Raw genomic sequence first — 22,557 nt, forward strand, 5'->3', positions numbered from 1 at the left:
GTATATATTGCTTTTATTGTAACACCAGGCTTTACGGATCAAACACAAAGTGCTGATACTGTGTTTTTGTGTAATTCCTTGATTTTAGTCCTTCACCGGGGCATGTACTGTTTCTTCCACGACAAAGGGGCGCAGGGCTTTTAATGCTTTGTTTACCGAGGTAATATGGTCAAAGGCCAGCAATAACCGGAGCCCTCCGAGGCGGGTCTGTTTTTCTTTCATCTTACAAAGTGAGGGTTGTTGCTGTACGATCCGTATGATACGGTTGAACTTTTTGCTCTGGTAAAAGCTGCTTTGCTGATCGGCAATGAAATAACCGACCATTTTTCCCTGTTTGAGCACTACTTTCTCCAGTCCCATTCCGGAAGCAATCCATTTGATCCGAACACTGTTGAGCAGGTCTGTAACCTGAAAAGGGGGAGGGCCGAAACGGTCGGTGACGTCGGCCTCGAATTTCTCTATTTCCGCTTCCGTATTAATATTGCTCAGCTGATTATAGAGGTTGAGTCTTTCGGTAATATTGTTCACATAATCGTCCGGGAAAAGCAGTTCAAAGTCGGTGTCTATCTGGGTGTCCCTGACGTAATCGCGGGTATCCTCATCTTTGCTGTACAGGTCCCTGAACTCGTTTTCCTTGAGCTCTTCTATGGCTTCGCTGAGTATTTTTTGATAGGTGTCAAAACCGATGTCATTGATAAACCCGCTTTGCTCACCGCCCAGGAGGTCTCCCGCACCGCGTATTTCCAGGTCTTTCATGGCGATGTTAAAACCGCTTCCCAGTTCGGTGAACTGTTCCAGGGCCTGGATACGTTTCCTGGCATCCTCGGTCATGGCAGAATAGGGTGGTGTTATAAAATAACAGAAGGCTTTTTTATTGCTTCGTCCCACACGGCCGCGCATCTGGTGCAGGTCGCTCAGGCCAAAATTATTGGCGTTGTTGATAAAGATGGTATTGGCGTTAGGTACGTCCAGGCCGCTTTCCACGATGGTGGTGGACACAAGCACGTCAAACTCTCCGTTCATAAAGGCCAGCATAAGTTTTTCCAGCTTTTTCCCTTCCATCTGCCCGTGGCCGATCCCTATTTTGGCATCGGGGACCAGGCGTTGTATCATGCCGGCCACTTCCTGGATATTCTCTATACGGTTGTGGATAAAGAATACCTGTCCGCTGCGTTGTATCTCGTAAGAAACCGCATCTCTTATAACCTCTTCGCTAAACTGTATAACGTGGCTCTCTATGGGATAACGGTTGGGTGGGGGCGTAGTGATCACAGAGAGGTCCCTGGCAGCCATAAGGCTAAACTGCAATGTCCTGGGGATCGGGGTAGCGGTAAGGGTAAGTACGTCCACATTTTCCTTCAGGGTTTTCAGCTTGTCCTTGGCAGCAACCCCGAATTTTTGTTCTTCGTCGACAATGAGAAGTCCGAGATCCCGGAATTTTACGTTTTTGTTGACCAGTTGATGGGTGCCTATAATAATATCTATTTTGCCTTCGGCCAGTTTTTCCAGTATTTCGCGTTTTTCTTTGGCGGTACGGAAACGGTTGAGGTAATCGATATTGACCGGAAGGTCCTTTAACCTTTCGCTAAAGGTCTTGTAGTGCTGAAAGGCCAGGATGGTGGTCGGGACGAGGACGGCAACCTGTTTGCTATTGTCCACGGCCTTGAAGGCGGCCCGTATGGCCACTTCGGTTTTGCCAAAGCCCACATCCCCACATACAAGGCGGTCCATGGGGTGCTCATTTTCCATGTCGTTTTTCACATCGAGAGTGGCCTTGCTCTGGTCTGGAGTGTCCTCGTAGAGAAAAGAGGCTTCCAGCTCGTGTTGCAGATAGCTGTCGGGGGCAAAAGCAAATCCGTGTTGTGCGCGTCTTTTGGCGTAGAGGTCAATAAGGCTGAAAGCGATCTCTTTGACCCGGTTTTTTGTCTTTTTCTTCAGGTTTTTCCAGGCATTGCTTCCCAGTTTGTACACTTTGGGGGGCTTGCCATCCTTGCCGTTGTACTTGGTTATTTTGTGGAGCGAATGTATGCTCACATAAAGGATGTCGCGATCTCCGTAAATAAGTTTTATGGCTTCCTGGGGCTTTCCTTCCACCTGTATTTTTTGTAGTCCGCCGAACTTGCCGATACCGTGGTCGATATGGGTTACATAATCCCCGATCTCCAGATGGGTCAGTTCTTTCAGGGTGATGGCCTGCTTTTTGGCATAACCGTTCTTGAGATGGAACTTGTGATAACGTTCAAAGATCTGGTGATCGGTATAGCAGACCGTTTTCTGGTCGTCGTCGATAAAGCCCTGATAGATGGGGAAGACAACGGTCCTGTACTGCACTTCTCCCTCGATCTCTTCGAAAATATCGCGAAAGCGTTTGGCCTGTTGCCCGCTGACGCAAAATATGTAGTTGGTATAACCGTTTTCACTGTTTTTCCGGAGGTCTTCAATAAGCAGGTCGAATTGCTTGTTGAACGAAGGTTGTGGCCTTGTGTGGAATGTGATCACGGCATGGTCTTCCCTGGCTACCTGATGCTTCCTGAACGGGAGTTGCGCCTGGTTGCCTGTTTCGGCCGTGATAAAGGTAGAAAGCTGTGCTTTCAGTAACTTCGAGGAGCAGAACAGTTCTTCCGGGGAAGCGTGTTTCACCTCTTTGGAGAGGGAAGCAAAGGCTTCTTCGGCTTTACCGAAAAGACGGTCTATACGCGTGTAGAGCATTTCCGTGTTTTGCAGAAAAACCACGGTTTTGGACGGAATGTATTTCAGGAAGCTCTCCCTGGATTCATTCAGCGTCTTGTTTTCTACATTGGGGATGACGGTTATTTTTTTGAGCCTGTCTATGGAGAGCTGCGTTTCTACATCAAAGGTCCGGATGCTGTCTACCTCGTCGCCAAAGAACTCGATACGATAGGGCTCGTCATTGGAAAAGGAAAACACATCTATAATGCCTCCCCGTACCGAAAACTCCCCGGGTTCGGAAACAAAATCCACCCGTTTGAAATGGTATTCGAAGAGGGCCTCGTTGATAAAATCGGGCGAGATGAGATCGCCGACTTTCATTTTCAGCGTGTTCCTTTCCAGTTCCTTACGTGTGACCACTTTTTCGAAGAGCGCGTCGGGATAGGTGACAATAAGGGCGGGTTTTTTCCGGGAGTTGATCCTGTTCAGTACCTCCGCTCTCAGTAGTACATTGGCATTGTCGGTCTCCTCGATCTGGTAAGGCCTGCGATAGCTTCCGGGGTAGAACAGCACATGCTGGTCGCCTATAAGCTGTTCCAGGTCGTTCAGGTAATAGGCCGCTTCTTCCTTGTCATTGAGGATAAGCAGGTGGGGCAGGTCGCTGTTCTTAAAATTTTCGGCGATGACAAAAGAGAGGGAGGAACCTACGAGTCCGTTTATATATATATGCTCCGGGAGTTGGGTATGGGCCATGGCGTTCCGCAGTTTTCGCATTTGCGGAGACTGTGTTATTCCCATTGTCCCGATCGCTGCCGGGAGTGAAATTGGCGAGGCATGGGTCTTGCTCACTGTACAGATATTTTGTGCAAAGGTAATAAAAACGGATTTGTATACGAGTGTTCGGGTATGCAGGTATCCGTGTGTTCGGGTGTATACAGAGGAATAAACAATTCGTATACTCGTACACTGGCAACCGTTATGTTAAATATATTGCAGAAAGATGTATATTTGCGCAAAATTCGGAGAGTAAATAATAAAAGACATGTCAATCTTAGATTTATATTCCAGTGCTTTTCTGGAACGCAACCGGGATCATTTTGCAGCGATAGTGCGCATAGCTTTGTCTGACGGAGAGATCAACGAGGAGGAAAAGGCCTTTCTGGACCGTCTCGCAAGTAATCTGGATATTTCAGAGGAAGACTATAAGGCTATTCTGAAAAACCCGGAGAAATACCCGATAAACCCTCCTCTTTTTTACGAGTCCCGCCTACATCGATTATACGACCTTACCTGTATGGTCTATGCAGACCACATTGCAGACGAGGAAGAAACACAAATGCTGTATAAACTTGCAATAGGGCTGGGGTTCACTCCGGGAAATGTGAAATACATCGTAAACAAGGCCTATGACCTGGTGTCTCATCATGTAGACCTGGAGACTTTTAAGGAGGAAATGCGGCATATGAACCGATAAGGCACTGTGGGCCGCGAGAACAGCTTTCAGTTTCTGGTTGCCGGTTGGTCTGTTGTTTCCTGGTGACCTGACTTGTTGTAATGTATGGTTGTTTGCCTGCTATTTCTTTATCCCGATAAGTTACCGAAACTCTGCCATACCGTTTACCGATCACTGATCACCGACCAATACCCTTTACTTGAGGAATTTATGCAGTGTTTTAAGTAACTGTTGTTCCTGAAACGGTTTTTGCAATACGTCGTTCATGGCCGATTTCTTGTATTTGGTCTTATTGTCTCCCATAAGGCTGCCTGAGAGCGCTACAATGGGGATTTTGGCATATTTCTTTTCGGGAAGGCTCCGGATCACCGGGGCCAGTTCATACCCGGTAACATCGGGCAGGCGGATATCCAGGAGTATGAGGTCGTACTGGGTTTCTTCCACTCTTTCCATGGCCTGTTGCCCGTTTTCTGCAATATCCAGGTAAAAGGCCCCCTGGGAAGACAGGATCTTCAGTACGATGATCTGGCTTATTTTGTTGTCTTCCACGAGCAGGATGTTGTGTTTCTTTTTGGGGTTGAACAGAACTTTATTGTCGTCCCGGTCTTTCTTCTGGGGTTCCTTGTAGTTGATGGGGAATTTCAGTCTCAGGTTGAATTTTATGGAAGTCCCTTTGCCCGGTTCGCTTTCGACTGCGATCTCGCCCTGCATCAGGGTAACGAGGTTTTTTACTATGGTGAGGCCAAGGCCTGTTCCGGAGTATTTGTTGTCCTTGTGTACCTGGGTGAAGCTGGTAAATATATCGTTAATGTGTTTTTTGGGAATGCCTATTCCGGTATCTGTGATCTCAAACTGGATATTTACCTTGTTTGCCCTCTTGTGATTGAGTTTTACATAGAGGTCTATATGTCCCTCCTCGGTAAATTTGATGGCATTTTCTATGACATTGGTCAGTACCTGTTTTATCCGTGTCTTGTCTCCTTCAATATATTTGGGCAGTTTTTTGTCCACATGCATGCGGAACTGGAGTTTCTTCTGCCTTGCCTTGGTGCCGTATATGAAGTCTGTGGTCTCGAGCAGTTCGGTGAAGTTGAATATTTCGTTTTTTACGGCAAATTTACCGACTTCGATCTTGGAGAGGTCCAGGATGTCGTTGATCATAATGTTCAGGTCCTGGCACAGGGCTTTTACGACTTCTACCAGGTCGTACTGTTCGTCGGAGAGGCTGGTCTTTTCCAGCATTTCGGTAAAGGAAAAGACTCCTGTGAGCGGATTTCGTATTTCATGACTGAAGTTGGCGATGAACGTACGTTTAAAGGCTTCCTTTTCCTGCAGGTAAGTGTTGTGCAGGGTGAGTATTTCCGATTCTATGACCGTTTCGTTCCGCTTTTGCGTAACGGTCTGCAGGGATTGATAGTGGTCGGTGAGGTCGTGGATAATGATAAGCGGATCCTGATCCCTGAAGGTTTTGCAATTAATGTCGCATATCTTTTCGCCAATGTGTACACAAGAGAAGGAAAGGGAGTTTTCCGTATGATTGAGCAGTGGAATGACGCTTTCAAAAAAGGGATGGCAATGAATGATGTTCTTTTCCTTTTTAAAGGGAAAAAGAACGTCGTCCGAGTCCAGGATGTCCCCCTTTTCCGAGATGACAATAAACTGCACTTTGGGCGACAGGAATTGCTTTTTATAGGCTTCAAGCATTATTCGATCAGTTTTTTTGTGAGGTCTTCGAAAAGGGTCTCTACATTTTCTCCGGTCTTGGCACTGGAGAAATATTGGGCCAGGCTAAAGTGTTGCTTGTTCTCCCTGAGGTGGGCCCTGGTAACCAGGTCGCTTTTGTTGCCCACTACCAGCACGGGAACATCGTTGTAATTAGATCTGATGTGCTCCAGGTCGGCAGCCAGGTTCTCGTAGGTAGATTTTCTGGTCGTGTCAAAAACATAGATAAAACCATGCGATCCCAGGAGGTAGGAAGAACGTGTCCTGGTAATATCTTCACTGCCCTCGATGTCCCAGATGATGAGGTTGATCTGGTTTTCCGGCAGTTTCACTTCTTTTTTTAATATGTGTACACCAATGGTGACTTTGTAATTATCTGAAAAAGTGTCCTCTACGAAACGTCGTACCAAAGAGGTTTTTCCTACGCCAAAATGCCCCAAAAGAACAATTTTTTTAGATGCGGTCATTATTAAAATAATAATTTAATTCGTTTACAATATCATTTTTGGTAATGTCAGGATTGTAGATTACTAAGCTCAGAAAGTTTTGGGAGAAATTAAAAATGATATCCTGCAATTTGTTTTTAATTGGGGTAGTGTATTGCCCTGAGATGACCACAGCTATGTAGTAGGAAACGAAACTTTGTATGTGAATATTGTACAGTTCATATTCAATGAGCTCAAGATTTTGCCCTTTTTGCTGAAAGGCGTCTTCCACAAATGATTTAATGGCTGTGAGCATTCCCGAGAACATTTCTTTGTCTATGGTTTCTGTTTTGGAGTAATTGCCCAGTAAGATGCCCGAGTTCTTTTCGATGACAAAAACCTGTTCTATGGTGGCATTTCCCAGTTCCGACAAAATGAGATCGTGTTCCTTGACTCCGGTGAACCAAGATTTGACCCGTCGTTTCCAGGATTTGGCCGAAAAGCTGTCTTCTACCTGTTTGCTCACTCTCTCGGACAATAGTTTTATTTCCTGCCACACGTATTTCTTTATCATTTTACCCATAATGGGGTAAAGTGCTTCCACCACCTGGTCCTTGGAATTTTTGATCTCCGTTTTCAGGGTTTCTGTAATGGTAGGTCCGAGGGTTCTGGGGATCTCGTGGATAAACTCGTCGAGTTTGTGGTCTATGATGGGGTCTACCTTATCTGAGAGTTTCGAACGGGTATGGACCAGATTTTCCAGGGTCTCCATGCGTTTGACAATGGACTCTGCATACTCCCGGTCGTCTGTAAGGAGAATATCTTTCAGGATGTTTAACTTATCATTCTCGTTCATTTCAAAGATAATTGCAGGCGCTACCTATTACTAAAAACATTTGTTTTACAGGAAACAGAAACAGGCCGATCCTGTCGGGACAGCCTTTTCTGGTTTGGTATGATAAATATCTTGTTAGTCTTGTTTGCCCTTTATTTGTCTTTGATCTTTTCTCCAAGTTGAATGAGGAGTTTTCCGAGAGTGGATTTGTCCACCTTGTCCTGGTCGAGTGTGTCGGCCTTCTCCTGGAGAGAATTCTCCAGTTCGGTGATCCTGATGTTAACGTCAGTCCCCAGGTTGTCAATGGTTTGCATGAGCTCTGTCCGGGTGTCTTCGATCAGGGCTTGCAGCTCTTTCTTTTTCTGTACGATATCTTTTTTAACAGACTCAAACTCAGTGTTGTATTCCTGTATGTTCTCACCGAATATGAGATTCTTTATCGCCTCTATTTTAGACAACGGGTCTGCGGGTGCACCGTTTGCCTCAGGTTGATTTTTTTCCTTAGCCATGGTTGTACAGTATGAATTTGGAACAAAGGTAACAAAAATCGGGTAAAAATGGTGCAAATACCTTTAACTGGGGGACTTAAGCATAAAGCCCTCTGCTTTTTCCACCATTTTTTTACTGCCACAGAAAAAAGGAGTCCGCTGATGGAGTTCCGTAGGCTGGATGTCCAGGATAGGCCGGAAGCCGTCGCTGGCCTTCCCGTTGGCCTGTTCGGCGATATAGGCCATGGGATTACATTCGTAGAGCAGGCGCAGTTTTCCATTCTCTGTTTTGTTACTTTTCGGATATATATAAATTCCGCCCTTGATCATGTTCCGGTGAAAATCCGATACCAGAGAACCGATGTATCTCGAAGTGTAGGGACGGTCTCCTTCCTCTTCCTGGCAATATTTTATATAGTCTTTTACCCCTTGCGGAAAATGGGTGTAGTTTCCTTCGTTTACCGAATAGATCTTTCCGGTATCCGGATATCGCATATTGGGGTGCGACAGGTAGAAAGTTCCTATGGCGGGATTGAGCGTAAAGCCATTTACCCCGTGCCCGGTGGTATATACCAGCATGGTAGAAGTGCCATATATAACATAACCGGCTGCCACCTGGTTTCTTCCCGGCTGGAGAAAATCTTCAAGGGTCACCGGAGTGCCGATAGGCGTTACCCTCCGGTAAATGGAAAATATGGTCCCTACCGAGACGTTGACATCAATGTTGCTGGAGCCGTCCAGGGGGTCTATCAGCACAACATATTTGTTCTGGTGTTTTTTGTCGAGACTGTTTATCGCAATAAAATCGTCTTCCTCTTCCGAGGCTATCCCGCATACAATTTCCCTGTTGGTCAGGGTCTGTATGAATTTTTCATTGGCCATGACATCGAGCTTCTGCTGGTCTTCGCCCTGTATGTTCGTATCGCCCGATGCTCCAATAATATCCACCAGGCCGGCCTTGTTTACTTCGTGGTTCACTACTTTGGCCGCAAGGCGTATGGCATTGATGAGTTTAGACAGCTCTCCGGAAGAGTATTTGAATGCTGCCTGGTTTTCAATGATAAATTCTCCAAGGGTCTTGTGCTTTCTCATGTGTGTTGATTTCAATGGAATGGTCCGCATGAGGACCAATGATGTTTAAATGGTATAGAATAAAATAAGGTAAGGTGTTGTTTATCTTCTGGAAGTCGAATATCTTGCCCCCCGAGGGGATGTCTTTCGGTGTGTACACGTATTTTTTTGTACTCATGCCTCTTTTCCGGGATTCGTTTTTCGCAGTTTGACGGATGTCCGTATCAATGATGTTGTCCCGGTCACAAATATCGACAAAATTGTGAAACTAAAACGATTTCGGAAGGAATTTATTCCTGGTTAGAAAATACTTATATAACTTTGTGTTACATTTAGAACAGTAAAAGATCAAAGCAATGGTGCCATACATTATTAGAGACGCTACTAAAGCCGATATGCCAGGTGTCCTGGATCTTATCGAGGAGCTGGCGATTTTTGAGAAAGAACCGGATGCGGTGGAGATCACCGTGGAAGACCTTGAAAGGGATGGTTTCGGAGAAAAACCTGCTTTTCACTGTTTTGTGGCCGAAATGGAAGGACATATTGCAGGGATAGCCCTGGTGTATCCGCGTTATTCCACCTGGAAAGGGATCTCCCTGCACCTGGAGGATCTTGTGGTATCCCGGAAATATCGGGGAGAAGGCCTGGGGAAAGCACTGCTTTCGGAAGTGATAAAATACGGCCATACCCTCGGGGTAAAGCGGGTTAACTGGGAAGTGCTGGACTGGAATGAACCGGCCATTAAGTTCTATGAACTCAACGGGGCCAATGTTATGCGCGAATGGAATGTAGTACATCTGGACGAACAAGGCATAGCAAATTATATGGCTAAGCTGTAGTGACACTAAAAGGAAATATGAAATTAAGACCTGGGACCACAAGACGTAAGATTTAAGACTCAAATAATCCTATGTCATATGTCTTGTAGTCTTAAGTCTAAATGATTTAATATGAAAATATTTAAGTTCGGAGGCGCATCGGTAAAAGATGCGGAAGGGGTGAAAAATGTGATTAAGGTTTTGGAGACGATCGGGTATGACAATACTCTCCTGGTCGTTTCCGCGATGGGAAAAACTACCAATGCCCTGGAAGAGGTCATAAAAAACTATTTCCACAACACGGAAGAATTACAGAGTTCATTACAGGAAGTAAAAAAATACCACAATGAGATATTGCTGGAGCTTTTTGAAAAGGAAAGCCATCCCGTTTTCTGGAAAGTGGACGGCCTTTTTGCCGAACTCAGCTCTTTCCTGGGCAGGAACAAATCGCCCAATTACAGCTTTGTCTACGACCAGGTTATCGGGTTTGGAGAACTTATTTCCACCACGATCATAAGTCAGTACATGCTGGATACGGGTATCAAGAACACCTGGCTGGACGTCCGCAATTTTATAAAGACAGATGCCAATTACCGGGATGCCGGTGTAGACTGGGAGAACACGCAACAAAATATAAACGAAGGTGTAAATAAAAACCTGCTGAACATCACCCAGGGGTTTCTGGGCAGTGATCCCAACAATTTTACTACGACCCTTGGCAGGGAAGGTTCGGACTATACCGCTGCTATTTTTGCGTATTGCCTCAATGCCGAAAGTGTTACCATATGGAAAGATGTTCCGGGGGTATTGAACGCGGACCCGAGATATTTTGAAAATGCCCACCTGCTCAACCAGATCTCCTACACAGAAGCCATAGAACTGGCTTTCTACGGAGCATCCGTGATCCACCCCAAGACGTTGCAGCCATTGCAGCGCAAGGAAATACCGCTGTATGTAAAATCTTTTGTGAACCCTACCGAAAAAGGGACCAGCGTAAGCAAGGGGCAGCACCTCGACCCGCAGGTGCCCTGTTTTATCGTAAAGAAAGACCAGGTGTTGATCTCCCTTTCTTCCCTCGATTTCTCCTTTATCGTAGAGGACAATATCAGTGAAATATTTAAATTGTTGCACGATCACCGGATGAAGGTAGATGTCATTCAGAATTCTGCGATCAGTTTCTCCGTATGTGCAGACAACAAATTCAATAATCTCGAGGGATTGTTGAATATCCTCAAAGCCAAGTTCAAGGTAGAATGCGTGGAGGGAGTATCACTCTATACCGTACGGCACGCCACAACCGAATCCCTGGAAGAACTGGAAAATGACAAGGAAATACTGTTAAAACAACGCCTGCAGAACACGGTGCAGTTGGTGGCCCGGTAGTCGGTATGTTGGTATTTTGGGGATTGGTTATAGTCGGTGGGAGCTTATGGATAGCTACTCCTGGTAACTTATTGTTATTTATAGTGACTTGTAGTGCTGTACAGTTATTACTTTACAAGTCATAATAAATTTCCACTAATTTCCATTGGTATCCGGAAAGCTGCAGTAGTTACACCTACCGCCCACTAATGCACCTACCGAACACTGATTACCGAATACCGAACACCGCCCCCGGGACATTTTTGTATATTTATCCGGTACAAAACCATATCTATGCCAATAGCTTATACCAACGCCAGGATATTTACCGGCGATTCCATGGAAACCGATAAAGTTGTCCTCGTCCGGGATGGTATCATTGAAGATGTTATTTCCGTTGCAGGTATTCCGGAGGAATATCACAGGGAAGACCTCGGAGGGATGTACCTGGCCCCTGCTTTTATAGACCTCCAGATCTATGGTGGTGAAGGGAAGCTGTTTTCCCAGGAGCTGAGCATGGCATCCCTGGAGGCTACCTATGCGTATGGTCTGCGTGGCGGATGTACGCATTTTATGATTACGCTGGCTACCAATACCGTGGAAAAATTCCTGAAAAGCCTTGAGGTTGCAAAGCGGTATGTGGACGAAGGCGGAAAGGGACTTCTCGGTGTTCACCTGGAAGGGCCATATATAAACCCGGACAAACGCGGAGCACATTTGGCGGAATGTGTCAAGGTCCCGGAACCGGAAGAAATAGAACTTCTGTTGCAAAAGGGGGGTGATATCTTCAGGATGATGACCCTCGCTCCGGAACAGTGCAACGATGAGGTGTTGGACCTTTTACTGGAGCGCGGCATACTGGTTTCCGCAGGGCACAGCAATGCCACTTATGCCGAAGCCATGCACGGTTTTGACCGGGGCATCCCGGCTGCGACCCATTTGTTCAATGCCATGTCGCCCCTCCATCACCGGGCACCGGGTATGGTCGGTGCCGTATTCGATCATCCCTCGGCTATGGCGAGTATTGTTTGTGACGGCATTCACGTGGACTATGCTGCTGTAAGGGCCGCAAAGAAGATAATGGGAGACCGCCTGTTCTTTATCACCGATGCTGTGACCGAAACTCCTGAAGGGGAATATAAGCACATATTCGCCAATGACAGGTATACACTGCCTGATGCTACTTTATCCGGCTCAGCCTTGAACATGATGCAGTGTGTAAGAAATGGGGTGAAACACGCCCGTATTCCCCTGGAAGAGGCCCTTCGTATGGCATCGGCCTATCCTGCACAATTACTTAAAAACAATAAACTGGGCAAAATAGCAAGCGGGTATAAAGCCGATATGGTCATTTTTGATGACAGCCTGGAAGTTCACCAGACAATCGCCTCCTGACCTGAGATTTGATCTCCTGTTGCATAAATAATAGGAGAGGACAAAGTACGGTACCGTTCAATAGCATAGTTTGCTGAACGCAATGGTTTCTTCCCGCTATGTATTTTCCTTGGCGTGTTTATCGCAAGTATATATTGCCGTTAATGGTCTTTAGTTTCAAGCTGTTGGTGGCCTGGTCGGTACTTCCGCTCATTTTATGGCCTACGACACGTTCTTCTGTTTCCAATTCGAGGTTTTCACGCGCAAAGACATTTCCGTGGATGGTTTCGAGGGTGAGGCTGGTATTCTTCATTTCAAGGTCGATCTCACCGTTTATGGTAGATAGGTTAAGCTGGCCGGAATAATTTTCAATGCCAATATTCCCGTTGATCAGTTCTGCGGTAAAATTTCCTTCGATGATCTTCGATTGAAGGTCACCGTTGATACTGCTTATTTCAAATTGTGCATTTTTAGGGATATTAATACTGTAAAAGGCCTTGTAATCTGTATTGAGGGTATTACAGTCGCATTCTGACCGGAACTTGTCAAAAATCCGTTCAGGCTTTGAATTAATATGGATAGTGTTAGTGGTCTCTTTCGTTTCCAGTTCATAGGCGTCAAGGTGCTTTCCTCCCCGGGTCATTATTTCTGCCTGGAGGGATACGGTGGGTTTGTCCCATGTATTGATAACAATGCTGTCTGCAAACTTCACTTCTATGTGAATGTGCTGACCTTTATAGGCAACCTCTTTCTGAACGGACCTCTGGGCCACGCTCATTTGTCCCAGCAGAATGGCAATGGAAAACAGGATGATTTTTTTCATGATATATTTTTTGATGGATTATTTTTTTCGGAGGTAGATATTTCCCGTAGCTGAATTCAGGCGGATATGGACGCCGCCATTGTTGACAGATCCCGTTACTTTCTGGGAGGAAACAGGGCGGAGACCTTCTTTGTCCGGGATGTTAAGGTCAAAATTGGTGTAAATATTTCCCGTTGTTGAATTCAGGTTAAAATTTGCCGGGGTATCGGAGGGCAGGGAGACATCGATCTCCCCGGTAGAGGTTGAAATTGAGATCGGTGAATTCTGGTTGACCCTGTTGAATATCACTTCGACCTTACCGGTATTTGAATTTGCCGTGACAGGACCGGACACATCAGTTATGGTAATATTCCCCGTTACTTCGGTATCTGCTTCTATCTCGCCGGTAAACCCGGAGATGGTCATATCGTTGAGCCCGGCGCTGTGAACTGAAATATTTTGTGATGCAGGAAGGTAAATTACGGCCTTGCCCTTGTCTTGTTTCCGGAGGTTTTTGACCATCAGCCTGTTGCCGTGTTGGGTTACCGAAAATCCTGTGCCGGTATTGTCAACCCCATCGGCAACCAATCGCAGCCCCTTTGCTTTTTCGGGGATTTCAACCGGGGAGTCGGGCCTGATGACCATAGTGTTTTTACCATGTGATTTGATAGTGATCTCGGCTTTGGATTCAATATCGATCCATTCCACCCCCTGGAGCGGAGCAGTGTATTCCTGGGCATTGACCCCAATGGAAAGGAGACAGGTTATGAAAAGGGTTTTTACGTATTTCATGATATTTGTGTTTTTTACTTTTATCAGGTGATGGCCGGTATAAGTGCCTTGATCTGTTTTTTGACGTAGGGAGGGGTGCTTTCCTGTTTTAATATGCGTTGCATGGGCTCCACGGCCTTTTTCTCCTGAATACGGACCAGGGCGTGTATAACGGCTATTTGAACCCCGGGATCCGTTTCGTTTTCCAGGGCTTTTACGAAGGCATTTTTAACGGCTTCGGAACGGGCAAACTTTTCCAGGGCATGTACTGCCGCAAGGCGAACATTGGTGTTGGGGTCACTTTCCATTCGCTTTATCAGGGCCGTGGTGATTTTCTTATCGGGGTCCGGAAATTCTTCGATATAACCGATACCCTGTATCCTCTTACTGGCCGATTCGCTTTCTATCAGTGAGAGCATGGCCGTTTGCTTATACTGTTGGCCGGTCTCTTTGAGCCTGGCAATGGTGTTCCCGGATTTGATGTTTTGATAATAGGCCCCGAGAGCGAAAGAGCCGATAAGTATTACAATGCCTGCGGCTATTTTTAATACGGGTAATAGCCACCGGGTGTTGAGAGGGTATACCGGTTTGTTATTCCTTTTTATTTCCTCCTCGAGCATATGGTCAAAACGGGTTTTCAGTGTTGTTCCCGGCCTTACCATTTTTTCTTTCCGGAATGCGGACAGCAATAGTTCCAGTTCTTTCAGGTGTTCCGTACATTCCTTGCATACCTCCAGGTGTTGCCGAACCTCTGCGTGTTGTTTGGCATCCAGGAGATGGTCCAGGTAATCGGGTAACAGATCTATAACATGTTTATTTTTCATTCCTGTACCGTTTGAAAATAGATTTTTCTCAATTTTTTCAGGGCTCTGCTTACCTTGGTCTTAATGGCCCCCGGGGTACTTCCCACGATTTCCGACAGTTCTTTGTATTTTATTTCATGCAGCCGGTTTAAGATCAGCAATTCCCGGTCTGAAGTTTCCAGTTGGTTCAGGGCCAGCTGGAGCTGGGATATATTTTCTGATGTTTCGTTTTCAGGAGGTTCCACCTGGAGGGGTAATTCGTCCAATGGGGCGTTTTTTGCCCTGTGCTGCCGAAAATGAGAAGACAGGCTGTTACGGGCAATGGTAAACATCCATGAAACGAATTTGCCGTTCTTGTAGGAAGTCCGGTACCTGACTATATTGTAAAAGACATCCTGGCACAGGTCCTCGCTTAACATCTCGTCACCACACATTTTATACAAAAAATTGTAGAGATAAACATGATGCCGGTCAAACAGGAACCGGAGGGCTTCCAGGTTTCCGCCGGCAACTTCTTTCATAAGTTGTTCATCGCTTAATTCTTTCAAGAATATCGTTTTAAGATTGGTTGTTCATCATTATAGAGTTCAAAAAATAAAAAAGGTTACAGGGCAAAGAATTTTTTTTCAGAAAATCGGCTTGAGAAGTCATTTGAAATTCAAATATAGATCTTCCCGGGGGCTTTATTTCTTTGGTTTATATGTTGTTTGTGTTTTCCGCGAGGCTTGTTCCTGTTTGTCCTTGTCCGTTTTTAATATATCTGAAATCGGATATTTAAAGGCAGTGTTATCAATATAATCTTTATTTTTGAATAGTGTTTTTCCTGCCTATGGTTTTTATGCCGGTGGGAAAACGATTTAAGAAGTATGAACTTTTAACCTGTTTGAGCTATGAAACACAACACATTAATGCTCGTCACTGTTTTGACCCTGTTATTCGGGGCATGCGGAACCGTGAAGAATGAGAAAGGCAACGACCTTTTCGGATCGGCCTGGGAACTGGAGTATATCACCGGAAAACGGATAGCTTTTGACGGATTGTTCCCGGATAAGAAACCTCGAATATCTTTTGAAAAGGATTCGGGAAAAGCCATGGGAAATTCAGGTTGCAACGGGTATAGTTCAGATTATGCCCTGGACGGGAATACCTTGTCCTTCGGCGATCCTGGGCCGACAACCATGATGTACTGCGGAGAAGGGGAGCCGGAATTCCTGAAGGCCATAAAAAAGGTAAACGGGTATAGCTTTGACAAAGAAGGCAAGCTGAATTTATTGATGGATGACCTTCCTGTCCTGAGATTTAAAAAAGTAATACCATAATACAGGCCTGATTTCCGAAGCCCGTCCTGTGGAAATGAAAAGGGGCTGCCCGAAAAGAGCTAAAACTCGTTATACTGAACCCCGATACATCAGGGTTCAGTATAACGTAGAAATTACTTTTGGGACAAGCCCCTTTAAATCATCCTTTTTGGATAAGCCCGGTATTTTTGACCGACCATGAAAAACGTTGTTTTATGCTATACGATCCATAGATGATAATAAGGCTTAATCCGAATAATGGCAAACAGATCCCTAAAAGGATAATAAATGCAATGATCCCCTTTCCCGCTTTGTATTGCGGAGGTACAGGCGGAATACCCCAGTCTCCTCTCTTCTTTCGTAAAAGGTAGGAACACAGGGCAGAGGCGCTGGCCAATGTTAACAATACGGCAGTCAGAAATACCAGGATAAAATTCCATGTGCCAAATTTTCCTTCGTGAAAATTCATCAACCACATCCGGCTACGCATCATAACACCTACATTTTTCCATTGATCTTTCCCGATTATTTTACCGGAGTACCGGTCTATATGAAATATCTGTTGGTTTTCCAGGGCCGGGGTTTCGTTCTTTACTGTAAATACCCCTTTTTCATTTTCGGGTAAGGTAATAGTTGTTTTTCCGGGAAGCTGTAACCCATAGGTCAATTGTATAACGCTGTCCAGGGGAACAGGGTCGCCCTGTTTAACGGATCTGTAATTGGAATTGTTCCATGTTTCGGGATACCCGGTATGTGTTACCTCCTGCAACCATTTGTAATTATGGCCGAAAACATCCGTCCAGGGTAAGCCTCCGGCGAGGATCAACAGTAATAGGGCAGAGATCCAGAAGGAGGTCACGGCATGCAGGTCCCTGAACAGAATTCGTTTTCCATGTCCTGTCCTTATCGAAAACAGCCTTTTGCTTTTCCATTTTTGCTTTGGCCACCATATATAGATCCCTGTAAGGACCAGGACAACCATCCAGCATGCTGCAAGTTCTACTATTTTGGTGCCGAAACTTCCCATTAATAATTCGCCATGAAATTTCCTGACCTTATACATAAAGGTGTTTCGCACCACCCTGTGGTTTGTAATATCGCCTGTAAAGGGATTGATATAAACACTTTCCAACGTATTGGAAAAACGCCCGGAGACAAACTCCGTCGCTTTATTTTTTGTTTTTGGCAGCACTACGGAATTAATCTGTTTTGTAGTGGCTTTCTGTGCAATATCCCATTGTTCCTGGAAACTTAATGGGGTTCCTTTTACGTCAACGGTCCTGGCCCGGTCTGTTTCCGGCCGTTCTATGATGTCCTTAAACAGGTACCATCCTCCGGAAACGGCGAGTACCAGGATAAACGGCAGGGAAATGATTCCGGCTATAAAATGCCATTTCCACAGCCACAGATTGAGTTTTGCGTTTTTTTTCATGCTATTAAAAATGATATTTTATACCGAAATGTAAGGTCCTGGGATTTCCCGGCATATAGGTATTTCTCCCGTAAGCATAAGATGCTTTTACAGCATACAGGCTGTCAAAGACATTTAACATTTGCGCCCATAGCTCCACGGAGTGAAACCTGTATGCCGTTTTTATATTGAAAATACTGAAGCCTTTATATGCCGGGGTGTATGTAGTGACCGTTCCGTCGTTCTGTGTTTCAGAAGCGGAATTTTTATAGGAACTGTTATACTTTCCCCTGAATTCGTGTTGTAACAAAACATTCCATCCGTTCAGGAAACCCGGGGTGTAACTTACGGCAGTATATGCCTGGTATCTCGGGGCCTGTTCCATATCGGTGCCCGAATGATCTTCGCTGCCGTCCGTATATTCCAGATAGCGGTGCCTGGCATAGGTGCCGCTGTGCGAAACAACGATGTTCTCATTTTTCAGGGGCATGTATTGAATGCCGTATTCCACGCCGTACGACCTGGTTTTTCCGGCGTTTCTGTAATCTGTGGTCTCTTCCGGGGTTTGATAGGAAACAAGTACATCCCTTCCTTCAAGGTCGTACAGTGAAAGGTCCAGCTTCAGGTGTTGGTCAAAGGAGAAGTATCCGCCAATTTCATAATTGTAGTAAGCACTCGGCTTTAAATGAAAAACTTCTTCCCGGGTTCCTGTGCCGCTCCGATATAATGTTGATGTCGGGGGCGGTGCAAATCCCTTGGAAATATTTCCGTAAAGCCCGGCACGGGCGGAGATATTGTAGTTGATCCCTATTTTTGGGGACGCACTGGTATAATCCGTCCTGTTATCGGCCGGCCCGGCAATATCGGGAATACGATTGTGATAATCATAAACAAAGCGGTCCAAACGTAATGCTGCCGTTAGCTTTACGTCAGGCAGGGGTGTGATCTCGTATTGAAAGTACCCGGCATAATTAAAGATATCTGCCTTATAATTCAGGATATAATCTTCTTTATTGACCGTATGGTTTTTATTCTTCTCGGTTTCGAGGTCCACCTCAAAATCGATGGTGTTCGCTACGTAGTCCTGGGGGGAGTAATCGAAATGCAGGCCTGCGATCAGGGTGGAGTTCCCGAAAGAAAAATCGACCTTGTGCTGTAACAGGGCGGCATAACTCCTGAAGGCATTGGAGTTTATCTCTCCTGTTCCCCGGCCCGTAAGTTTCCCGTTCTCTCTTATTTCACGGGTCCGGTAAGCCGGGATCTGCCCCATGGTGTTATCCCTGAAGATCACATTGAACGAAGTTTTCTGACTGGTATTCCAGACTTTGTCTAACGTACTCCTCAGCCGGTATGCCCTGGCCGTTCTGTTGGTAAAGGTTTCATTACTGTGGTATGCGCCTTCATAAAAGTTTTTTTCACTGACCGATCCCGTCATATCCGAGTCGTAATCGGTATAGTCAAAAACATTGGTCCACCTGGTCGTATTGTTGATATGGTAGACCGTTTTAAAGGTGAGACCGAGCTTATGATAATCGCTGTGCTCTACCGGGCCGTTATTCCTTTCGGAATACTGCCCGCCTGCATATATGCCGAATTTGTCCGTAATATAATCCGATACTTCCAGTTCATATCTTCTAAAACCAAGGTCATTGATCTGAAAGGCTGCGCTTCCCGAAAAATCGCGGGTCGGGTTTTTGGTCAGAAAGTTAAAGCTGCCACCGATGGCTTCGCTTCCGTAGATGCTGGAGGCCGGACCTTTTAAAACTTCGATACGCTCCAGGGCCGTGGTATTCATTTCCAGGAGGGCATTGTGGTTAAATACCGCTGTGGGGCGAATGGGGATGCCATCTTCCAGATACAGGAACAATCCCTTGGTGGTATTGGGCGAACGCAATGACATCTGGTGCTGTTCATTGCTGCTGACGGAGGAGGATTGCATAAAAACCCCGGGAACGGTATTGAGTACCTGTTCCAGGCCAAAGCCCTTCAGACGGTCGATCTCTCCGGTGTTTAATGTTGAGATCGCTGCGGGAACTTCCTTTCGCTGCTGTATTTCCCTGTTTCCGGAGACGACAATTTCCTGAAGGGAAAAGCTATCGGGAAGTAAACGAACGATATTTTTCCGGCCCGCTGTAAGTGTAGCGGTTTTGGAAATATATCCCATATAGCTGATCTGTACTTCCGGGGTTTCGAGTGCAATTTCAAAAATTCCGGAAAGATCGCTCACAGTACCGTTAACGGTGTGCCCGGCTTCGATAATTGTGGCTCCGGCCAGTGGATTGCTATTCTCGTCCAGGACTTGCCCGCTGTAATTTGCCTGGGCAAAAAGGGCATTGCCCAAAGGCCATAGAATGCCTATGAGTAAAATGTGTAATTTTCTCATTGTTAATATTTTATGTGTTTTGTAGTGCTTAAAAAGCGTACTGCAAACCGACGGTCAGTGTTTCCTTTTGCGATAACTGTATGCCGTTGACATCTTGGTAAACCGGATATCCGAATTCAATACCGAGGCGCAGGTCTTTCAGGTTTCCGCCCGGGATATAGGTGTTCAACCCCAGGCCGGAGAGGATATATTTTCCCCCGGAATTTTCCGTATTGGCCGTGGTGACCATCATCGGGTTTAAATCCGGGTTTTCCCCGTGTATATCCTCTGTGATCCTGGCTTGCAACCGGGCGGAAAAGCTCAGCCAATCCGTAGTCTTAACGGCAAGCCAGCTGTTCCAGTCATACATATTACCCGGACGATAATCATTGCTGTTTTCGCCATAGTAGAAGGTCGCTTTTAACTGACTTCCCCATGAGATCAGAGGATTTTGTCCCAGGTATGTCAGGCCGATGTCGGTCCCCAAAGTACCGCTGCCCATTTGCATGGGATAAGGCAAAACAATTTTATCCGGGGAAGACATTGGGGTTACATCTTTTTTATCAATACTTCCCGAAGGAACAGAAACCCCGATCAGGCCATGAAGTTCCTGATGGTTTTTGTTCAGGAACTGATAGAGTGCAGATACTTTGATATCTCCGAATCCCGAAGAGGAGGTAGCGAATGATGAGGTCATATTATTCATCATCATCTGTAAATCCATATCGTTCTCTATATAATTAAGCATAGCCATGAGGGTAATTTTGTCTGAAACGGCATGCATAACACCAAGCATATGCATCTTCATGTTCATTTTAAGAGGAGACACCATATATCCGTTGCCATACACATCGGAATGAGAAATATTGTCGCTTCCGTTTTTCAGGTCTTTCATTTGCATATACATAAAGCGATAGGAAAACATCCATTCTCCTTTATGATGCGTATGATCTCCCATGACGCTTATCGGGGCGTGCCCGTCCGGCCTGGCGGATGTCCAGGGAGTTTCGGTTTCTTTATGCTGGGCAAAGGCAGTTACTGTGGCCATTACACATAGCAATGCCATACACGATCTTTTCATCTGTGTTGAATTTTAGATTAATAAACAATAGTAGCAGCCTGGATATATGAATATATCAGGCTTGAATAAAAAATATTGAAATATCAACCTAAAAAGGAAGGAGGGTGGAATATGGAGAAGTTAATTTCCCGGGTATAGTGATTGATGTGTTCTATTTGATGTTTCTTATCTCTGGAAGATACAGAAGCCGGGATCTCCAAAATGTCTACAAAACCAATGGGATATTCTTTTAATTGAATAGGAGGGATGCCTTCTTTTTTGTTTTGCTGTTGCTTTTCCAGTAGTTTGGCAAGATAGCACTGCCCGTTACATTTCAACTCGGGCCTTTCTTTATTGACACAAAAATATTCCGCTATATAATCTTCATTGATCAGATAGTCCAATACGGGCATTACGGGCCTGGTCATAGCCAATATGTACAACGCGACAAAAAATAATGATATGAAGCCGGAAAAGCGATGCACCCCATAATTTTTTGCGAATTTAAAACATTCCCCCCATCAAAACGAATGGATTTTATTAAAGTTTTGGCATTACAGGTAAATACCATAATCTAGGCGAAAACTGCTATGCTTTTGTCCGTTCTTTCGGATTACAGTTACAATTATAGTGAGGTCAGGTTCTTTTCGGGTCCGATGCCATGACCCGGGAAGATTCCCTGACGTTCAAAGTTCCGCCAATCAAAAATTCCCCGATCTTTGCTTTCCCGTTATCATTGATGGAATCGAGAAGGAGTTCCACTATTTTATCGGCTATTTTATCTGTGGGTTGATTTACGCTTGTTAAGTTGGGTTCTATGATCTCGGCAAGGGCAGATTCCGTAAATCCCATAACCCCTATCTGATCGGGAATTTTATATCCCCTTCTCTTCAGTTCTTTGATGGCGCCAATGGCTACTTTATCGCCCGCAGCAAAAACAGCTCCCGGAACTATATCCCGGTCCAACAGCCTTTTCATGGCCTCCTGTCCTTCCTCAATGGAAATACCTGTTTCTATGATATGTTCTTCCGTAAAGGGGATACGGTATTTTTTTAGAGCACTCTTAAATCCCTGTATGCGTTTTTGGCTCATGGCCAGATGATAGGGTAATGAAAAGTGATAAATATTGCGGTATCCCTGAAGTATGAGGTGTTCCGTAGCAAAATGGGACCATTTAAAGTCGTCGAAGATCACTTTCGGGGACCTGATGGACGGGTTTACCCGGTTAAACAGTACTACGGGCATACCCCTATCGATGATCTTATTGATGTAATCTATATTTTTAGTCTCCCTGGTCAATGAGATAATAAGCCCGTCTACCATATTGTCTTCCAGTGTTTTCAGGTTTTCCAGCTCAGTTTCAAAGCTCTCGTCAGAAGACATGACCACGACCTGGTATCCTTCCTTGATCAGCCTTTTCTGGATATTAAAGATCACTTCGGGAAAAAAAGTATCCAGGAACTCGGGAACAATAACACCTATGTTGTAAGATCGGCCCTGTTGTAGTTTTCGCGCAATGGGGTTAGGCCTGTACCCCATTTCCCTTGCTGCTTTCAGTACGCGTTGTCTTGTTTCGGGGTTAATATCGAAATATTTTTCGTTCAGGGCTTTTGAAACCGTCGAAACGGAAGTGTTGAGTTCTTTGGCAATGTCCTTTATAGTAACGTGTTTTTCCATGAATTAGAAATAAGATACTAAAATAGTTAAAATTATGTGTAATTATCGATTCGTATGTCCTTGTGTGATTTTCCGAAAACGTTTTCGGTTAAACAACCTGCTTTCTAAAACGTTTTCGGAGATTTTCCCCGGTAATTACTAGAAATATTGTCAAA

At 45.2% G+C, this 22,557-nt stretch carries 20 protein-coding genes; 5 read left to right on the plus strand and 15 right to left on the minus strand.

Annotated features, from left to right (window positions below; genetic code table 11):
• Positions 1–84: 84 nt before the first annotated feature.
• Positions 85–3,444, minus strand: a complete 3,360-nt coding sequence (mfd, locus tag KN811_RS13725) for a transcription-repair coupling factor (protein ID WP_425596679.1) — start codon at positions 3,442–3,444, stop codon at positions 85–87.
• Positions 3,445–3,712: 268 nt separating this feature from the next.
• On the opposite strand from mfd, the gene KN811_RS13730 reads away from it, so the two are divergent.
• Positions 3,713–4,144: a tellurite resistance TerB family protein gene (locus tag KN811_RS13730; protein ID WP_187966611.1), complete on the plus strand. Its 432-nt coding sequence runs from the start codon at positions 3,713–3,715 to the stop codon at positions 4,142–4,144.
• 174 nt (positions 4,145–4,318) lie between these two features.
• On the opposite strand, the gene KN811_RS13735 is transcribed toward KN811_RS13730, so the two are convergent.
• The 5 genes from KN811_RS13735 to fbp form a co-directional block, all read right to left on the minus strand.
• Positions 4,319–5,827, minus strand: coding sequence for an ATP-binding protein (locus tag KN811_RS13735; RefSeq protein WP_187966612.1), 1,509 nt, complete (start codon positions 5,825–5,827; stop codon positions 4,319–4,321).
• Positions 5,827–6,312: a Rab family GTPase gene (locus KN811_RS13740; protein WP_187966613.1), complete on the minus strand. Its 486-nt coding sequence runs from the start codon at positions 6,310–6,312 to the stop codon at positions 5,827–5,829. The genes KN811_RS13735 and KN811_RS13740 overlap by 1 nt, the downstream gene beginning before the upstream one ends.
• Complete coding sequence (locus KN811_RS13745; RefSeq protein ID WP_187966614.1) at positions 6,299–7,126, minus strand: cell envelope biogenesis protein OmpA; 828 nt, start codon at positions 7,124–7,126, stop codon at positions 6,299–6,301. Before KN811_RS13745 ends, KN811_RS13740 begins: the two co-directional genes overlap by 14 nt.
• A gap of 131 nt (positions 7,127–7,257) precedes the next feature.
• Positions 7,258–7,614 carry a fructose 1,6-bisphosphatase gene (locus KN811_RS13750; RefSeq protein WP_187966615.1) on the minus strand — a complete coding sequence of 119 codons (357 nt, stop codon included), beginning with the start codon at positions 7,612–7,614 and terminating at the stop codon, positions 7,258–7,260.
• A gap of 63 nt (positions 7,615–7,677) precedes the next feature.
• Positions 7,678–8,685, minus strand: coding sequence for a class 1 fructose-bisphosphatase (gene fbp / locus KN811_RS13755; protein ID WP_187966616.1), 1,008 nt, complete (start codon positions 8,683–8,685; stop codon positions 7,678–7,680).
• A gap of 335 nt (positions 8,686–9,020) precedes the next feature.
• Between fbp and KN811_RS13760 the strand changes: the two genes are divergently transcribed.
• The 3 genes from KN811_RS13760 to nagA all read left to right on the plus strand — a co-directional run bounded on the left by KN811_RS13760 (position 9,021) and on the right by nagA (position 12,239).
• On the plus strand, positions 9,021–9,503 hold the full coding sequence (locus KN811_RS13760) for a GNAT family N-acetyltransferase (protein ID WP_223129413.1): 483 nt from the start codon (positions 9,021–9,023) through the stop codon (positions 9,501–9,503).
• 111 nt (positions 9,504–9,614) lie between these two features.
• Positions 9,615–10,865 (plus strand): aspartate kinase, encoded by a 1,251-nt coding sequence (locus tag KN811_RS13765; RefSeq protein WP_187966617.1) that lies wholly within the window; start codon positions 9,615–9,617, stop codon positions 10,863–10,865.
• Between the two features lie 273 nt (positions 10,866–11,138).
• The gene (gene nagA / locus KN811_RS13770; protein ID WP_187966618.1) at positions 11,139–12,239 is read left to right on the plus strand and encodes an N-acetylglucosamine-6-phosphate deacetylase; all 1,101 of its coding nucleotides are present in this window, start codon (positions 11,139–11,141) and stop codon (positions 12,237–12,239) included.
• Between the two features lie 118 nt (positions 12,240–12,357).
• Here nagA and KN811_RS13775 read toward each other — a convergent pair whose 3' ends face one another.
• From KN811_RS13775 to KN811_RS13790, 4 genes are read right to left on the minus strand one after another with little or no spacing between them, the layout of a single operon-like run.
• A complete protein-coding gene (locus KN811_RS13775; protein ID WP_216334854.1) occupies positions 12,358–13,041 on the minus strand; it encodes a DUF4097 family beta strand repeat-containing protein in 684 nt (227 codons plus the stop codon).
• A gap of 18 nt (positions 13,042–13,059) precedes the next feature.
• On the minus strand, positions 13,060–13,812 hold the full coding sequence (locus tag KN811_RS13780; RefSeq protein WP_187967722.1) for a DUF4097 family beta strand repeat-containing protein: 753 nt from the start codon (positions 13,810–13,812) through the stop codon (positions 13,060–13,062).
• Positions 13,813–13,835: 23 nt separating this feature from the next.
• Positions 13,836–14,615: a HEAT repeat domain-containing protein gene (locus KN811_RS13785; RefSeq protein WP_187967727.1), complete on the minus strand. Its 780-nt coding sequence runs from the start codon at positions 14,613–14,615 to the stop codon at positions 13,836–13,838.
• Positions 14,612–15,142, minus strand: a complete 531-nt coding sequence (locus KN811_RS13790) for an RNA polymerase sigma factor (RefSeq protein ID WP_187967723.1) — start codon at positions 15,140–15,142, stop codon at positions 14,612–14,614. The genes KN811_RS13785 and KN811_RS13790 overlap by 4 nt, the downstream gene beginning before the upstream one ends.
• Before the next feature lie 342 nt (positions 15,143–15,484).
• Here KN811_RS13790 and KN811_RS13795 point away from each other — a divergent pair, with 342 nt between their 5' ends.
• Complete coding sequence (locus KN811_RS13795; protein ID WP_187967724.1) at positions 15,485–15,913, plus strand: META domain-containing protein; 429 nt, start codon at positions 15,485–15,487, stop codon at positions 15,911–15,913.
• Positions 15,914–16,052: 139 nt separating this feature from the next.
• On the opposite strand, the gene KN811_RS13800 is transcribed toward KN811_RS13795, so the two are convergent.
• The 5 genes from KN811_RS13800 to KN811_RS13820 form a co-directional block, all read right to left on the minus strand.
• Entirely contained in the window at positions 16,053–17,324 is a 1,272-nt protein-coding gene (locus KN811_RS13800; RefSeq protein WP_187967725.1) for a PepSY-associated TM helix domain-containing protein, read from the minus strand.
• Between the two features lie 4 nt (positions 17,325–17,328).
• Positions 17,329–19,686: a TonB-dependent receptor gene (locus KN811_RS13805; RefSeq protein WP_216334855.1), complete on the minus strand. Its 2,358-nt coding sequence runs from the start codon at positions 19,684–19,686 to the stop codon at positions 17,329–17,331.
• 28 nt (positions 19,687–19,714) lie between these two features.
• Positions 19,715–20,746: a transporter family protein gene (locus KN811_RS13810; protein ID WP_187966284.1), complete on the minus strand. Its 1,032-nt coding sequence runs from the start codon at positions 20,744–20,746 to the stop codon at positions 19,715–19,717.
• Between the two features lie 83 nt (positions 20,747–20,829).
• The gene (locus KN811_RS13815) at positions 20,830–21,210 is read right to left on the minus strand and encodes a hypothetical protein (protein ID WP_345725292.1); all 381 of its coding nucleotides are present in this window, start codon (positions 21,208–21,210) and stop codon (positions 20,830–20,832) included.
• Between the two features lie 151 nt (positions 21,211–21,361).
• Positions 21,362–22,402: a LacI family DNA-binding transcriptional regulator gene (locus KN811_RS13820; RefSeq protein WP_187966285.1), complete on the minus strand. Its 1,041-nt coding sequence runs from the start codon at positions 22,400–22,402 to the stop codon at positions 21,362–21,364.
• Positions 22,403–22,557: the final 155 nt, after the last annotated feature.

The sequence above is a fragment of the Sinomicrobium weinanense genome (assembly GCF_018863395.1).
GTDB classification, from domain to species: Bacteria; Bacteroidota; Bacteroidia; order Flavobacteriales; family Flavobacteriaceae; genus Sinomicrobium; species Sinomicrobium weinanense.

Coding starts and splice junctions, on each gene's coding strand:
- mfd (WP_425596679.1), bottom strand. CDS start 3,444: ATGCGAAAACTGCGGAACGCCATGGCCCATACCCAACTCCCGGAGCAT.
- KN811_RS13730 (WP_187966611.1), top strand. CDS start 3,713: ATGTCAATCTTAGATTTATATTCCAGTGCTTTTCTGGAACGCAACCGG.
- KN811_RS13735 (WP_187966612.1), bottom strand. CDS start 5,827: ATGCTTGAAGCCTATAAAAAGCAATTCCTGTCGCCCAAAGTGCAGTTT.
- KN811_RS13740 (WP_187966613.1), bottom strand. CDS start 6,312: ATGACCGCATCTAAAAAAATTGTTCTTTTGGGGCATTTTGGCGTAGGA.
- KN811_RS13745 (WP_187966614.1), bottom strand. CDS start 7,126: ATGAACGAGAATGATAAGTTAAACATCCTGAAAGATATTCTCCTTACA.
- KN811_RS13750 (WP_187966615.1), bottom strand. CDS start 7,614: ATGGCTAAGGAAAAAAATCAACCTGAGGCAAACGGTGCACCCGCAGAC.
- fbp (WP_187966616.1), bottom strand. CDS start 8,685: ATGAGAAAGCACAAGACCCTTGGAGAATTTATCATTGAAAACCAGGCA.
- KN811_RS13760 (WP_223129413.1), top strand. CDS start 9,021: ATGGTGCCATACATTATTAGAGACGCTACTAAAGCCGATATGCCAGGT.
- KN811_RS13765 (WP_187966617.1), top strand. CDS start 9,615: ATGAAAATATTTAAGTTCGGAGGCGCATCGGTAAAAGATGCGGAAGGG.
- nagA (WP_187966618.1), top strand. CDS start 11,139: ATGCCAATAGCTTATACCAACGCCAGGATATTTACCGGCGATTCCATG.
- KN811_RS13775 (WP_216334854.1), bottom strand. CDS start 13,041: ATGAAAAAAATCATCCTGTTTTCCATTGCCATTCTGCTGGGACAAATG.
- KN811_RS13780 (WP_187967722.1), bottom strand. CDS start 13,812: ATGAAATACGTAAAAACCCTTTTCATAACCTGTCTCCTTTCCATTGGG.
- KN811_RS13785 (WP_187967727.1), bottom strand. CDS start 14,615: ATGAAAAATAAACATGTTATAGATCTGTTACCCGATTACCTGGACCAT.
- KN811_RS13795 (WP_187967724.1), top strand. CDS start 15,485: ATGAAACACAACACATTAATGCTCGTCACTGTTTTGACCCTGTTATTC.
- KN811_RS13800 (WP_187967725.1), bottom strand. CDS start 17,324: ATGAAAAAAAACGCAAAACTCAATCTGTGGCTGTGGAAATGGCATTTT.
- KN811_RS13805 (WP_216334855.1), bottom strand. CDS start 19,686: ATGAGAAAATTACACATTTTACTCATAGGCATTCTATGGCCTTTGGGC.
- KN811_RS13810 (WP_187966284.1), bottom strand. CDS start 20,746: ATGAAAAGATCGTGTATGGCATTGCTATGTGTAATGGCCACAGTAACT.
- KN811_RS13820 (WP_187966285.1), bottom strand. CDS start 22,402: ATGGAAAAACACGTTACTATAAAGGACATTGCCAAAGAACTCAACACT.